Consider the following 14900-nt stretch of genomic DNA (forward strand, 5'->3'; position numbering starts at 1 on the left):
GAATTATCGTTTACGAACTTCAATGACCACGCCCGCAATCACTAATAAAATCAGGGCAATGTTGGAAATCAGGTCGATGGTCATGCCTTTTTTCCAGACGGGAGGATCGAATTTGAACTCAATGGTATGGGTACCCGCCGGAACGCGTAAGCCTCGCAACAGATAATCAACCCGAATGTGAGGAACTTCTTTACCATCGATAAACGATTTCCAGTCGTTATTACCTTTATAGAAAATTTCCGAGAAAACGGCCAGTTGTTCACTGCCCGCCTTGCTCTCGTATTTCATCCGATCAGGTTCGTAAGCAACCAGTTTAATCGAATTGGTAGAATCCGACTGGATGGAGGTTAATCCTTTCAAGTCGTTTGCGTAACGTTGATCAATGACCGCCGTCTGTTTTGGATTAAGCGTTTCCATTGCCTTCATTTCTTCGTTGGCATTAGGCACGAGTCGGTAATTCTGAACGAACCAGGCATTCCCCAACGCTTCCGGGTTTTGCTGAACCACATCCTGATTCGTTTGCGGATCGCGTTGAATCACATACTTGGCATTCAGCATGTTAATTACACCCATAAAGTTTTTTGGCAAAGCGTACTCCATTAACTCCGAATAACGCTTCAGCTTGGCGGCGTGGTAACCCCCGAGTGATTTATGGAAATAGGATACACTCGCATCGCTCATGAAGTAACCCCGATTATCCAGTACCCGGTAACTCAGCCCTTTATCCTGAAGAATTTGCTCGTCTACCGGAGTAGGAGTAATACGGGCCTGAGCTTCGCTCTTGCTGGAGAAATCTTTGTTGTTGAAATAACGTTTATCCACGAAGAACAAATCGAAGTAAGCAATCACGCCCAGACCAACGATCAGAATAGTTTCCTTGATCTTGTTCGTTACGTATAACCAGACCAGAGCCGCCGCAATCAGTACAAAAATCAGCGTGCGGAGGGAATCCGAACGTAATAAAGAACCCCGATCTTCGACCAGAGCTCGTAGGACTTCCGTACCGAAAGCAGGATCACCGAACATCTGACCTAACTGTACGCTTTCGTTTGGCTTGCGTAACTCCATAACGGAAGGCCCAAGCAACCATACCAACAAAGCCAAACCACCCGTCAGGGCCACACTGGCAAGCAAAGCCGGACGGAGTTCAGCAAAGGTGGGTTTACGATCAATCAGGGTTTGTACCGCTAAAACGGCGAGTAACGCCACTAAAAACTGAACGATACTTAGCGTCATGGTAACCGCCCGGAACTTATTATAGAGCGGGAAGTGATCGAACATGAAGTTACCAAAGGCAGAAAAATTACTGCCCCAGGCAATGAATAGCATTAAAATTGTAGCTCCGGCAATCCACCATTTCACGCGGGTATTGACGATGAACAAACCTAATACGAAGAGGAAAAGCACTACGGCTCCGGCGTAGGCGGGTCCACCGTTGATGGGTAATCCTCCCCAATAGGTATAAAATCCATTCTCTACAATTTGCTTGGCCTGAGCAGGATCCATGCCGCGTTGGGTCATGATTTTGTAAATCTCGGAATCCGTGGTAAGCGGCTCCGCCGAAGCACCACCGTAGACGCGGGGAATTAGCAGCGTTAACGTTTCACCAATCCCGTAACTGTATTCAAAAGCATAGTTATAATCCAGCCCATTTTGGGTATTTGCAGCAGCGGCAGCTCCGGGAGCGGCGGGTTTGGGCAGTGAAAGTTCAGAGGTACCCCGAGTGGTTTCCTTCGTATAATCCAGCGTAACCATTAAACGACCGCCATAACTGCCTACGCCCACAGCGGCAGCAATGGCCAGAACCACACCCGCCGTAATGAGATTTTTCAGACGACCTTCCTTGATCTGCACGATGGTCTCCATAATGATATACGGAACCAGAGCCAGAGCGAAGTAATACGTGATTTGTAAGTGGTTAGCGGCTAGTTCGAGACAGACAAATAGAGCGGTAACGGCTCCGCCGATCCAGTAACGTCCGCGAAGGGCCAGCATCACCCCAGCCAGAATTCCCGGCATGTAAGCCAGTGCGTACATTTTAGAAACGTGACCGGCCTTAATGAAGATCATGTTGTACGAACCGAAGGCGAAAGCTAGAGCTCCCACCACTGCCAGCCAGCGACGAACGCCCATGGTAGTCAGTAAGATGTACATGCCCAGCATCATCAGGAAAATGATCCGAATGGCTTCTGGAATGATAGATAAGGCAATGGAAACGGTTTTACCGACGAATGTATACGGGTAATCGCCTGCAACCATGTAGGCAGGCATTCCGCTGAACATGGAGTTGGTCCAGAGAGCCCAGCGGCCCGTGGCTTTGTGGAATTCGTTGAGTTCCTGAGCTCCGGCCTGAGCCTGCTGAATATCGTGCATGCCCAGAACTTTGCCCTGAAGACTAGGCGAGGCATAGAGAGCAGCCAGTACAAACAGAACCAGAACGGCGAGTAAATGAGGGAGTAACTTGCTAAGCGTGGATTTCATGCGTACAGAGATAGAAAGCACAAAAATAGAAGATACCGCAAACTGTGGTGCGTTATGGGCCAAAAAGGTTTGGCTAGCGTGAGATAATGTTGGATTACCAATTCAAGGCAGATCGCTATAATTCCAGCCCTTCTGCGTTGAGACGCGATGAAGTCGCGTCCAGATGCTCTTTCGGATTTATAATCCGAAAGCCGTCTGTTGTGGATTTGCAATCCACAACTACTGTTGGTTTGAAGCAAAGCCTCATCGACCATCGAATGCTATTTTGCATAAGTTCTATGGAGAAAACCTGCTTTTGACCACTATCCATTCAACGTACAATGGAATCGCATGCTGTTATGGATTTGCAATCCATAACATACAAATGATTATCAAACGGTTTTTGAAATTCGCTCAAATGATGCTCTTTGAAGTTTAAATTATCACAAGGAGCAACCCATGGGTTTAAAGAACAGAATTCACGAAGGATATACCTATTTCATGACGATGACAGTTGTAGATTGGGTAGATGTATTTACCAGACCTGTTTATAAGGACATTATTGTAAATGCTCTTAAGTACTGTCAGCAAGCGAAAGGATTGGAAATTTACGGCTGGGTATTAATGACAAATCATTTACATCTAATGGCTTCTGCAGAAATAGAGAAATAACGATGTCTGACATCTTACGAGATTTTAAGAAGTATACCTCTAAAAAGATAGTAGAAGCAGTACAGTTGGAACGGGAGAGTCGTCGGAACTGGTTATTGTATCGCTTTGAATATGCAGGAAAATATGAACCTAAAAATAAAATTTATAAATTCTGGCAGGATGGAAGCGAGGCTAAAGAGATTCTTACCCCTGAATTTTACCAACAAAAGCTAACTTAGCTGCATGATAATCCTGTAAGAGCTGGAATTGTTGAGCATCCAGACGAATACTTGTATAGTTCTGCACGAAATTATGCTCGGAAACTAGGCTTAATTGACGTTATTGTTGATTAGAAGCTCTATTTCTATCTTGGATTATAAATCCTTTACAGATAGCTTTCGGATTACAAATCCGAAAGAGCGTTAGTTCATAACTAACAATAGGGAACATTTGTATAACGATAGCTGTAGGTATATTTTAGTAGATGACTATCTATTTCTTGAATATAGGGCGGTGCTATTGGAACGCAATGTTTCTATAACTTTTAATAACTAATGCCCTATTGTATATATATAACATTAAATAATTTTTAAATGATATATTATCGGTTAACTAACACTGTAGACCCTAAAATAGTAGGAGTTACAGATGGGGCTGGTCAAGTACATATTGAAGTTGGTGATTTTTTAGAAAGAAACCAATGGTACAAATCTATTTTTCATGAAACAGAATTAGCTGGAAAAGACTGGTGGAAACCTTGGGCAGAAATTACAAAATATGCTCAACCTTTATACAAGGTGTTCATGGAAAAGAAAGCAAAGCATACGGACTATATTGATTTTTCAATGCGAGGTTTTGCTGTTAATAATCAACTACGTGAAATCTTAGAGAGTAGCCATTTACCACAAAATCATAAATTCTTACAAACGACCTTTATACAAAAAGAAAAAATTGTAGATGGCTATTGGTGGTTTGTCTATGACATGGACACAGGCGAACAAACTGTAGACTTTGCTAAGTGCGAATATGATTTGCGTTACCATAAACGCAACTTTGGTGAAAATTTTGCGGTTAATATTCAAACTTATCAAGAATACATGAATGTGTTTTATGAAACCGGTAGTGCCGTAGGCGTTTCAAAACTAGTCTTTAATCAAAACTTTGACCAAGAATTAGACCTATTCGGGATGCAATTTTTAGGGTCTAAAAACTATATTTCTGATAGGCTCTTAAAAAAGATGGAAGCTAATAGGATAACAGGATACGAAGCTATTTCACCCGAAAGAGACAAAAGACGATCAGAATTTTTAGGATATAGTTCTACTGAGTTAATATTTTCATGATCCAGAAAACCCTATCTTTAGTACTTTGTGGATTATTCTAGTTTATTTTTTGTAATCAATATAAATTATTCACTTATAATAACGTCAATTACAAATTGCTTTTATCCAGCGTTTCAAGTGACGATTAAGAGCCTAATAATTGGAATGATTTAAGAATTAATCTTTCGAATAAACAAAATTATGAATACATACAAAACACTTAGGAATGAGGTTGATCCTAAAATTGTAGGTGTAAAACACGGAGCTGGGCAAGGGTTCCTAGATGAAGAATTTTATAGCAATCATCCTTTATACAAAGACTTATTTATTTACAATGACAGATGGCCACTAGATATATGGAAAAAATGGGCCTCTTGGAAAGAATATGGACAACAACTCCGTAATATACAATTGTACAATAGTGCTAGAAAAACAGATATTTTATATATCGCAGGCTTAAGAAGAGGACTTATAGTGAGTGAAAGAGTAATAAATATTTTAAATGATTTCAATTTACCAGATCATAATTATTTTGATATAACACTCAATAAAAATGGAGAAATCATATCGGGCTATAAGTGGCTATGTTTTAATCTTGAAATAGGAGAACATACTGTTAATTTCCAGAAATGCAGTTATAATTTTAAGTATTTAATTTCAAAAGGATTTACTAATTATAAAAAAAGTGACATAAAAAATTACGAAGATTATATTAGTATATACAATGAAACTGGATCTGCGGTATTAGTTAATGATTTAATACTTAATAAAAATTTTAATAACCAGTTGGATTTATGGGTCACTCAATTTTTAACTAGTAAAATATACATATCAAATCGTTTAATAGATGCCCTTGAAGCTCATAATATTAGTGGGCTTAATTATGAAGATGATATTTACGACATATATATTGAAAGTGAATAAAGGATATGTTATCTATCAAAAATTTTGAGAATTAAGCTTTTATTACAGATGTTATCAAAAAACATCTGTAAATTCTGGGGGTATCAAGCCTGCTGAGTAGCACTTGCTTTCCTGTCCTAGGCTTTGCAGGTGCTTTAGTTAATAGTCATTAGCCCCCTAAACTGTTTTGATGTGACGTCTGGCATTTCATAGTCGGAACAATTTGGGTAGGAGGCGATTTGTACCACTGGTGATAAATTACCATTTCCCAGCCAGACGCGATGAAGTCGCATCTCTACATGGGTTACTATAAGTGCTCTTTCGGATTTATAATCCGAAAGCCATCTGTGGTGGATTTGCAATCCACCAAAACCAAAAAAGTCAGCTTCACGATTGGAGCTGACTTTTATATGGTTAGGAGAGCAATTACTCTTTCCCTGGATTTTCGATGTTCTCTCTGATCTCGCGAGAAGCGTCTTTGAACTCGCGGATTCCTTTTCCTAGTCCCCGAGCCAGTTCAGGAATTTTCTTGGCTCCAAATAACAGTACGAAGGCTACAGCAATAAGTGCAACTTCGGGTCCTCCCATTCCAAACATAATGATGGTCGTTTTTAGTGAATAAGTTCTAGTTATAAAATTAGACACTAAAACCTTTGGTTGTTTAGTGTTCGTCGAAATTAAATACCAAAAATAAGCAAATTAGTTTCAAAACCATCCGGTTTTAAGGAGATGTTAAGCTTCGAACTTTACTAAAATGGGCTTATTGAGGATTACTACCGGCGGCATACAGGCTGTTAGCCCAGGCTTTGGCGTATTTGGTTCGTAGCGATTCCGTCTTGATTAGCATGTCGATCAATTTCGTTTCCTGCGTGTTTACCAGGAATAAAGTACTCTCCCCAATAGTAAATTTCTGCTGTTCCGCTCGCACCAAAACCGCCTGATTTTCGGTAGCCAATCGCTGAAATTCAGCCTGTTGTTGATAGGATCGGGCCTGATTAAAGACCTGACGTACCGTAGTAGCAATGGTTCGCTGGGTTTGTTGCTGATCAAAACGAAGGTCCTGTTGCTTGATACGAACCTGCTGAAGTTTCCCGCGTTCTTTTCTCAGAAACAGCGGGAAACTTACTTCGGCTCCAACCTTGTAATTGTTGGTCATCCACCAGCCCGCATCGTACGAACCCATATTAACCGGCTCACGAATGAAGTTATAACTCACATTAACGACGGGTAGTAACTGGTTCTGCCGAAACCGTCGCTCGATGTCCAGTTGCTGTAACTTGAAATTGAATTTAATTAGCTCCGGGTGTTGTTGATTGGCCCGGGCCAGTAAGTTATTCAACTGTTCTTCGGTTGGTTCGGGTAAGGTAACACCGCCCGGAATCGCGTTCTCGGGTAGTTCGGCGGGTTCGTTGTTTGCTGTCCAGAGGTTATTGGAAATGCCCAGCCGCGTGTTCTGAAATTCCATGAGAGCCTCCTGATAGGATGCCTGCCGTTCCTGAACCGTAATTTTAGCCTGTACGGAATCAATCGGAGCCAAATCACCGATTTCTACGCGTTGCTTCACCGCCGTAAACCGAACCTGAGCCAGGTCTAACCCTTCCGAAGTAAATCGAAATTGCTGATACGCAAAGTACCAGTCCCAGTAAGTTTTGGCGGCATCGTACATGATCTTGATAACCAATTTCCGACGATCAGCTTCGGCAATGTCCTGTAATAATCGGGCTTGTCGAAGGGTAGAACGGCGGGCATCAATCAGTAACCCCTGGGCCAGCGGAACGCTCAGACCCGCGTATACTAAACCCGCGTCGGGTGTGCGATACTGAGGGTTAATGTACGGACCCGTATTTCGATCAAAACCGGCCTTCAGGTCAATACCCGGCCAGGTTGGGATCTTCAGCGAGTTTTCCCAGTGGTTGTAATACTCCCGGTCCTTATATTCTTTTCGACTAAAATCCGAAGCCAGTTTAGGATCGAACATCCCCCGAGCCTGCATCAATTCCGTACGGGCATCCGCCGGAATCAGCTCGGATTGTTTGATCACGGGATGGTTTTTAACGATCAAATCCGCATAATCCGAAAAGGTAAAAATCCGAACCGAATCCTGAGCAGAAGCAAAACTGTAACTTCCCATCAGGATCAAAAGAAAAAATAGCTTTCGGAAAAACTTCCAGTAACTGAACACTGAACACCGAAAACGGAAGACTGAATTCATCATTTTTTACCTCCCTTCCCTTCGTAGTCTCCTTTCGGTTCTTCTTTCAGGCTAGGTGGGAAGCCATTCAACTGACGCCAGATTTCATACCATACCGGAACGCTATCCAGCATAACCCAGCCGTATACACCTGAGCCTAAACGTAACTGCTTAGGCCAGGGGTGATCCCGACGTTCTTCCAGCTTGGGTGTTACCAGAATCCGGTATTCACCATTGGGAGAGTTCACCTGGTCAATAACCACGACGCGACCACCAAACGTACCCACGCTGACCGAGGGCCAACCCGAGAATTGCAGAGCAGGCCAGCCGTCAAAACGAATCCGTACTTCCCGGTTTTTCTGAATCAGCGGAACGTCCATGGCTTTTACGTATAGTTCTACTGCCATTTGAGGGTTTTGCGGTTGCAGCGTACAAATCGGCTCGCCTTCTTTGATGGTTTCGCCCACCCCAGCTTTCAGGGTTTTAACGACAATACCATTTTGAGGAGCTCGTAATACGTACTGATTACGACGAACCCCGACATTCGCTACTTTATTCCGTAACTCTGAAAGCTCCTTGCGGCCATCGCCCAGGGAAGAAACTGCCGAACTACGGTCAGAAAGCGATTTGGCTATTTCTTTCTGATAATCTGCATTAATCGAGTTCAATTCGATGCGGGAGTTAATCAAATCCTGACGGGAAATCGCCAGTTTATTTTGGGCCGCAACTAATTTAGCCCGCGAGCCCTGAAAGCTTAATTCACGGGTTTCGAGTTCTGTTTTCGAGAAAAGCCCCTGAGCGTACCCTTGCTGGAAACGTTCAAAACGAACTTCGGCGATTCGGAACTGAATCTGCTCATTTAACACGTCTACGCTGTCTGATTGCACTTTCGCCTGGGCTTGCAATACTTTGTTTCGAGCTTTGTCCAGACTTAGTCGCAGGGCATTTCGCAGGGCACTTAACTGATTGTCAACCGCGTCAATTTTACTTTCGTAACCGTCTACTGCCGTTTCTTTAGCTCCAACCTGTTCCGTTAATCGCTCGGGCAGATTCGGGTCGAAGTATTCATCCTTAACCTCGGAAAGCGTCAGAATGGTATCGCCTTTCTGGACAACCTGACCTTCCCGGACGTGCCATCTTTCGATCCTTCCGGCAATAATATTCTGCACCGTCTGAGGCCGATCCTGCGGGGTAAGGGCCGTCACCGTACCCGTACCGTTGATGTTCTGCTGCCAGGGCATAAACAGAACAATGAACAGAATGAGTAGAATCCCAATAATCCAGCGGGCCAGTTTGCGGCCCGTCCGGTGGGTCGAAAGCGTTTTTAGTGAATTGATTTCGATCTCAGACATATCTGGATCGACTCGCTTGGGAGATATATTCAGCATCTTTATAGAATAATTGACTGTGGGTAGTTTCTGTGTCAAACAGGTCTGTAAACTACACGGGAGCTAGGAAATCAATAAGGTCCGTCACTAACAATTTTGCCATTTTCCAGAATTAAAACCCGGTCGCAGGCCGACAGAATTTCAGGGTCGTGGGAAATGGTAATGAATGTCCATGGATGAGAAGGATCGCAGACAAACTTGATGAGCTGTATTTTTTCTTCCCGATCCAGTAATCCGTAAAAATCAGAGAAAATCAACAACTTAGGCCGCTCCACGATGCAACGGGCTACGGTAATCTTAGCGTTGAAACTTTCCGAGAAACGTTGTCCCGAAGACAGCATCTGAGTGTCCAGACCATTGGGTAACTGACTGATTTTTTCCGTTAAATTCAGACTTTCAATAACCCAGCGAACATCTTCTATGGTAATGTTTGTCCGGCCCATGGTAATGTTTTCCAGAATAGTACCGTCGAAAATTTCTTCGTGGGAAACGTTTTTGGCTACGGCATTGCGGAAATCATTTAACTGAATGTCCCGCAACGAAAACCCATTTACCGAAATACTGCCTTCGTAATCATTCAGAATACCGCTTAAAACCCGGAGCAACGTATTTTTCCCACCGCCGTTTTTCCCAGTGACGGCAATGCGTTCACCCGCTTTGATGGAAAGGTTGAGGCCCTGGAGAATAGCCCGTTTACCATCGGGGTAACGATAGGAAAGATTGTGCATCTGCATCGAAAATTCCTGATCACGAATGGGAACGTTAATACCCCCGGTTCTTTCTAGTGGTAAGTCCGTTACTGCACTCATTTTCTCCGTTGCTGTGACCAAGTCAAAAATCGTGTCAATACTGGTAATTAACTTTTCTACGGAGCTTACAATCAGGACGATAATGATGTCAGAAGCCACAAATTGTCCTAACGTAATCTGGCGATCTACGACCAGGAAGATACCCAAAATCAGCAGAGCCGCGATGACCAGCGTTTTAAAGGCAACCATGTAGTAGAAAATGCGGAGCAGGATTTTGAAGTGCTTCTCACGATACAGCAGATAGCGACTCACCAGATCGTCCATTTTCTGTAAAGGAAGATTGGTTTTTCCCACTACTTTAAAGCTATTCAGCGTTCGGGCGATGTCTTCCAGCCATTGAGCTACTTTATACTTGTACTTGGATTCATTAAGGCTGGTCTCCAGACCTTTACTGGCATTCACCCGAAAGATAAAGAAGATCAGGATAATGGTCATTACTCCGAAGACGATGAACATCGGGTGATACGCAAAGAGCAGTAACAAACCGAAGGAAATCTGGATGACGGCTCCTGTAATATCAATCAGTACTTTCGGCAGGGCTTTTTGAATCGTGAGGATATCGAAAAAGCGGTTCATCAACTCGGGAGCATAATACTTGCTCAGCGACTCAATCTTAATGCGGGGAATGCGGTAGACGTATTCAAAAGCAGCTTTAGCAAAAATGCGTTGCTGAAGAACCTCCACAATCGAAACCTGAACGATCTGTAAGATACCTGTGATTAAGGTTCCCACAATAACCAGAGCGGCTAGCAGGTATACGGAAGAAAAGACCAATCCTCCCTGAATCAGACCTACAATAGCCTGACTTCCCAGGGGTAAGCTCAGGGCAATTAAACCTGAAACAATGGCGTAAAGATAGAGGTAATAGATATCCCGACGTTCGTTTTTGAAGAGCTGTAAGGTGCGTCGCCAGGGGTTGACGTGTTCGGCCTCTTCGTTATTACCGCCTTCTTTCGTGAGCGGGTGCATAGGAAACGCCGTGAGAAAGACTACTTTACCATGTTTGTTTTTGACGGGGTTAATCCCTTCTCCGGTAATGGTTTGTTCGCCCGATTCTTCAATCGAAAAATGGTAAGGCTTCCCCTTTTTTAGATCTTTTCCGGCAATGATGGGTCGATAACCATCCTCCGTTTTCTCGAAAAAGACAAAAGGATGTTCACTTTCTTCTTTCCATTTCCAGAAATCGTCTTCGGTTTTTTCGTGCTTTACTAAAGCCAGATCAACGGTGAAGGCCTTTTCTGTTAAATCCGCGATGAAAGCCTCCAGCGATTCTGCCTGATAAGCTTTTGCCGATTCAATGAGATGTTTGGTTGAAGAATGAGTGAGCTTATCTGGGAAAAACAGCTCGGCCAGTTTCCGAACTGTGTGATTTAATACATGAATCGTCATAATTTTTAAAGAATCAATGCGAGGGTAGTAGTTGTACTAAAAACATGGGAAACAAAACTTCAGCAGGCTCAGAAATGACGTACTAACATTCTTTGCCATTTACCATAACGACAAAACTAAATCTGGCGGTTCCTAAAGAAAAGATTCTCATCAACTTCTAATAATTTCTGGGGTGATTGTAATGACGTAAAAACCCCTAAAAAAAGATAGCCAGCAGGGGTGGATTTTGGCGTTTGAAAGGTTTGAAAACAGTTTGAGCAGGTTGATTTGGTTTGACTATTATTTGATCTGGTTTGAAAAATAAGGTTTCAATAAAAGTAGTAAGCCTCTATCTACTTCTGGGGACGATTAGAGGAAGAGTTTAGGGTGTAATCTGAGGTTGCCTCCCCGGATTTCATCCGGGGCTATTAAATGTTTAACCCCTCCGGGGTTATTTTTCGTAAGACTGTTTTAACAATAACCCCAGCAGGATTAAATATGAGTAGCCTCGGTCCATCCAGACCGAGGCTACTCATATTTAGCGTCTGTCATTCAGAGCGAAGCGAAGGATCTTATGGCCTTTGTCGAGCTGGTTGGGTCATGCGGTAACTTGACTAACCCCGTCCCATTCCTCAGAAGGTCTCTCTCTTCGTTTGAGATGACAGAGGGAAGGTTTCTATTTTCAACCACTGGTGCGAGATTCCCTCTCGTTCCTATCCTAAGGCAGGTTCCACCTCCGCAGTCGCTCGGCTCTAGCCGAGTGACTACCTGACTCTAGGCCTCTGGCCGGTAGAGGGCGAACCAGTAGGGGGTCATCCAATAATTTTTCCCTAATCAAAACAGACTTGCTACCATCGGCCAGAGGCCTGCCAGACTACAGCGTCACTCGGCTAGAGCCGAGCGACTGCCAAGGAAGGAACTTATGATCTTTGTCGAGCTGGTTGGGTTAGGCGGTAACTTGACTAAACCCGTCCCATTCCTCAAAAGGTCTCTCTTCGTTCGAGATGACAGAGGGAAGAAATAAGCCTGCTATCCTCTGGTGTGAGTTTCCATCTCGTTCCTACCCTAAGGCAGGTTCCACCTGCCGTTATCTCTCAAGCCTGCAGAAGCCCTGATTCGCAATAAGGTCTTTGATTATAAATTTTAGACAGCTTCTGAAAAGTTCTCTTTGTAAGAGACTTTGGTAAGGGATAGAAAGCTTGAAAGGGTTTGAAGGTTGGATGATTACTCCAACCTTCAAACCCCTTACTCATTCAAACGATGTTCAAACAAAGCCAGATTTCTCAAGCAGAATCAAACTTCTCAAACGATAACTACTTCAAACCACTAATCTCATAAATCTTCCCTTTCTGGGTTGGGAAGGTTAGCAGGTAATAGCCGTTTTCCTGTTGTGGTTTGGCAGAAATGCCTTTCACCTGAATGGGATGAGCGGTCCTTACTTTACAGGGCTCTCCCTGAAGCGAAAGGATGCGACCCGATTGTAACTGGCCGTCTTTCCAACGCATATCTACCTCAAAACCGCCACGAGCCTTCAACCCCGTTACCCGGCCTTCAGACCAGGCTTTGGGTAACGCGGCTAATAAATGCAGCTCGTGCAGGTGACTTTGCAGTAACATTTCGGTCATACCAGCGGTACCACCAAAGTTACCGTCAATCTGGAAGGGGGGGTGAGCATCAAAGAAGTTAGGATACGTGCCGCCACCGCGTTGGTAGGCGGTGCCGTTTTCGCGGGTATAATGCAGTAATTGACGAATCAGCGAATAGGCATGGTCACCGTCGAGCAGTCGGGCCCAGAAGTTAATTTTCCAGGCTTTACTCCAGCCGGTTCCTTCGTCGCCGCGAAGTTCGAGCGAGGTGCGGGCAGCCTTGGCAAAATCGGGGGTAGCCAGGGGCGAAATCTGCCGACCGGGGTGTAAGCCAAATAAGTGCGACACGTGACGGTGATGCGGATCTTCATCTTCCCAGTCTTTATACCATTCCTGCAAGTTACCCTTGTGCCCAATGTGCAGGGGTAGTAATTTCTTCTTTTTCTCAATTAATACCTTTCGGAATTCTGCATCAGTGCCCAGCGTTTCCGAAGCTTCAATGAGATTCGTAAATAAATCCCAGATAATGGACATATCCATCGTCGAACCGACGGTTACATAAGCCCGTTTCCCATCGGAATTAATGAATGAGTTTTCGGGAGAAGTGGAGGGCGATGTGATGAGGTAACCGTCTTTGTCTTCGATCAGGTAACCTAACAAAAACGTAGCGGCCCCTTTCATGACCGGATATGCCGTTTCTTTCAGGAACTTTTTATCGCGGGTAAAGGCGTAATGTTCCCACAAATGCTGCGAAAGCCAGCCGGCGGCTTCGTTCCAGTTGGCCCACATGGGATCGCCATCGCCCACATCACCCACAGCGTTAGAGGCTGCCCAGATATCGGAGTTGTGGTGAGCCACCCAGCCGGGCAGGTTATAATATTCTTTGGCCGTCTGAACACCCGTCTTCGAAATGTTTTTCGTCAGTTCAAATAAAGGCTGATGCAGCTCGGAAAGGTTAGTAACCTCTGCCGGCCAGTAGTTCATCTGGGTATTAATGTTGATTGTATAATTTGAACTCCAGGGAGCCCGCATGTGATGATTCCAGATGCCCTGCAAGTTAGCCGCTGCACCGCCCGGACGAGAGCTGGAAATGAGCAAATACCGACCGTAATTAAAGTAAAGCGTTTCCAGGGAAGGATCTTTCGCTCCCTGAGAATAGGCATCCAGTCGCTCATTGGAAGCTAAAATAGAAGGTGTATTCGAATCGTTTAGCTGAAAGGTAACCCGTTTGTAGTACTTCTGATAATCAGCAATATGGCGGGCGAGTAACGTTTCATAAGCTTTAGAAGCGGCCTGATTTAGGTAAGTATCAGCTAACTTTTTTTCGTCTTTACCTTCGCTGTCGGGGCATTTGTCAAACCCGTTGAAACTCGTCGCGGTGGATACTAACAACACCACTTCACTGGCGTTTTTGACATGAATTCCAGCCGTATCCGCCTGAACTTGACCTGTTTTCGTAAGGGCTCGAACCTGAAACTGAAATCGCATGCCCTTACAACCCGAAGCGTCTTCGTAAATGATGGGTTTGCGTGAAGGCGAGTTATAGTAGTTAGGGTCTACCTGAGCAGGAGCTTTTCCATGGATAACCAGTTCGTTCGTGCCTCTGGAACTTTTACTGAACCGCAATGGGCTACTGCTCTGAACATCAAAAGAAAGAGCCCCCGGCTTGCTGGCTTTTAGCCGAATAACCATGACCTGATCGGGAGCAGAAGTAAAGATCTCACGGGTATACGTAACCCCATTACTCGTAAAACGGGTAGTGGCCAAGGCCTGATTAAGATCCAGATCGCGGTAATAATTCTGGGGGGAAGATACCGATTGAATAATCTTCAAATCACCCATGGGCATATAGCTCTGGGTATAATGACCCTGCATTTTCTTGAGCAAAGCCACTGCTTTGGGGTAATCTTCCGCCGCCAGAGCTTCCCGAACCTGCGGTAAGTATGAGGCTGCCTGCGGATTGACACCCGGCTGAACAGGCCCGCCTGACCAAAGCGTAGACTCATTTAATTGAATAAGTTCCTGCTCGGGGCGACCGAAAATCATACCGCCGATTCGTCCATTACCCACGGGCAAGGCTTCTGTCCATATTTCGGCGGGGGCTTTGTACCAGAGTTTTTCGGATTGTCCATAACTAATTAGCGAACTAGTGATCAGCAGGGAAAAGGTGAGTAACTTTTGAAACATAAGGCTGTGATAGGTAAAGATTTAGTTTTACGATT

10 protein-coding genes are annotated in these 14900 nt (G+C 44.3%); 4 read left to right on the plus strand and 6 right to left on the minus strand.

All coding sequences use genetic code 11. The features are described 5' to 3' along the window. Positions 1 to 3: 3 nt before the first annotated feature. Positions 4 to 2481, minus strand: coding sequence for a hypothetical protein (locus QE357_RS05475; RefSeq protein ID WP_309706349.1), 2478 nt, complete (start codon positions 2479 to 2481; stop codon positions 4 to 6). A 438-nt stretch (positions 2482 to 2919) separates the two neighbouring features. Between QE357_RS05475 and QE357_RS05480 the strand changes: the two genes are divergently transcribed. From QE357_RS05480 to QE357_RS05495, 4 genes are all read left to right on the plus strand, one after another. Then, positions 2920 to 3132 carry a transposase gene (locus tag QE357_RS05480; protein ID WP_309706350.1) on the plus strand — a complete coding sequence of 71 codons (213 nt, stop codon included), beginning with the start codon at positions 2920 to 2922 and terminating at the stop codon, positions 3130 to 3132. A 2-nt stretch (positions 3133 to 3134) separates the two neighbouring features. Beyond that, positions 3135 to 3350, plus strand: a complete 216-nt coding sequence (locus QE357_RS05485; RefSeq protein ID WP_309706351.1) for a hypothetical protein — start codon at positions 3135 to 3137, stop codon at positions 3348 to 3350. Positions 3351 to 3704: 354 nt separating this feature from the next. After that, a complete protein-coding gene (locus QE357_RS05490; RefSeq protein ID WP_309706352.1) occupies positions 3705 to 4454 on the plus strand; it encodes an imm11 family protein in 750 nt (249 codons plus the stop codon). Between the two features lie 180 nt (positions 4455 to 4634). Further along, a complete protein-coding gene (locus tag QE357_RS05495) occupies positions 4635 to 5357 on the plus strand; it encodes a hypothetical protein (protein WP_309706353.1) in 723 nt (240 codons plus the stop codon). Positions 5358 to 5762: 405 nt separating this feature from the next. On the opposite strand, the gene QE357_RS05500 is transcribed toward QE357_RS05495, so the two are convergent. From QE357_RS05500 to QE357_RS05520, 5 genes are all read right to left on the minus strand, one after another. Then, the gene (locus QE357_RS05500) at positions 5763 to 5933 is read right to left on the minus strand and encodes a twin-arginine translocase TatA/TatE family subunit (protein ID WP_106636198.1); all 171 of its coding nucleotides are present in this window, start codon (positions 5931 to 5933) and stop codon (positions 5763 to 5765) included. Positions 5934 to 6096: 163 nt separating this feature from the next. Continuing rightward, on the minus strand, positions 6097 to 7467 hold the full coding sequence (locus QE357_RS05505; protein WP_309706354.1) for a TolC family protein: 1371 nt from the start codon (positions 7465 to 7467) through the stop codon (positions 6097 to 6099). Between the two features lie 80 nt (positions 7468 to 7547). After that, on the minus strand, positions 7548 to 8915 hold the full coding sequence (locus tag QE357_RS05510; protein ID WP_106636200.1) for an HlyD family secretion protein: 1368 nt from the start codon (positions 8913 to 8915) through the stop codon (positions 7548 to 7550). A 71-nt stretch (positions 8916 to 8986) separates the two neighbouring features. After that, the gene (locus QE357_RS05515; protein ID WP_309706355.1) at positions 8987 to 11113 is read right to left on the minus strand and encodes an ATP-binding cassette domain-containing protein; all 2127 of its coding nucleotides are present in this window, start codon (positions 11111 to 11113) and stop codon (positions 8987 to 8989) included. Between the two features lie 1292 nt (positions 11114 to 12405). Continuing rightward, a complete protein-coding gene (locus QE357_RS05520; RefSeq protein ID WP_309706356.1) occupies positions 12406 to 14865 on the minus strand; it encodes a glycoside hydrolase family 95 protein in 2460 nt (819 codons plus the stop codon). Between the last annotated feature and the right edge of the window lie 35 nt (positions 14866 to 14900).

Source organism: Siphonobacter sp. SORGH_AS_0500 (assembly GCF_031453245.1).
GTDB lineage: Bacteria > Bacteroidota > Bacteroidia > Cytophagales > Spirosomataceae > Siphonobacter.

Coding starts and splice junctions, on each gene's coding strand:
- QE357_RS05520 (WP_309706356.1), bottom strand. CDS start 14,865: ATGTTTCAAAAGTTACTCACCTTTTCCCTGCTGATCACTAGTTCGCTA.
- QE357_RS05485 (WP_309706351.1), top strand. CDS start 3,135: ATGTCTGACATCTTACGAGATTTTAAGAAGTATACCTCTAAAAAGATA.
- QE357_RS05480 (WP_309706350.1), top strand. CDS start 2,920: ATGGGTTTAAAGAACAGAATTCACGAAGGATATACCTATTTCATGACG.
- QE357_RS05515 (WP_309706355.1), bottom strand. CDS start 11,113: ATGACGATTCATGTATTAAATCACACAGTTCGGAAACTGGCCGAGCTG.
- QE357_RS05490 (WP_309706352.1), top strand. CDS start 3,705: ATGATATATTATCGGTTAACTAACACTGTAGACCCTAAAATAGTAGGA.
- QE357_RS05495 (WP_309706353.1), top strand. CDS start 4,635: ATGAATACATACAAAACACTTAGGAATGAGGTTGATCCTAAAATTGTA.
- QE357_RS05500 (WP_106636198.1), bottom strand. CDS start 5,933: ATGTTTGGAATGGGAGGACCCGAAGTTGCACTTATTGCTGTAGCCTTC.
- QE357_RS05475 (WP_309706349.1), bottom strand. CDS start 2,481: ATGAAATCCACGCTTAGCAAGTTACTCCCTCATTTACTCGCCGTTCTG.
- QE357_RS05505 (WP_309706354.1), bottom strand. CDS start 7,467: ATGGGAAGTTACAGTTTTGCTTCTGCTCAGGATTCGGTTCGGATTTTT.
- QE357_RS05510 (WP_106636200.1), bottom strand. CDS start 8,915: ATGCTGAATATATCTCCCAAGCGAGTCGATCCAGATATGTCTGAGATC.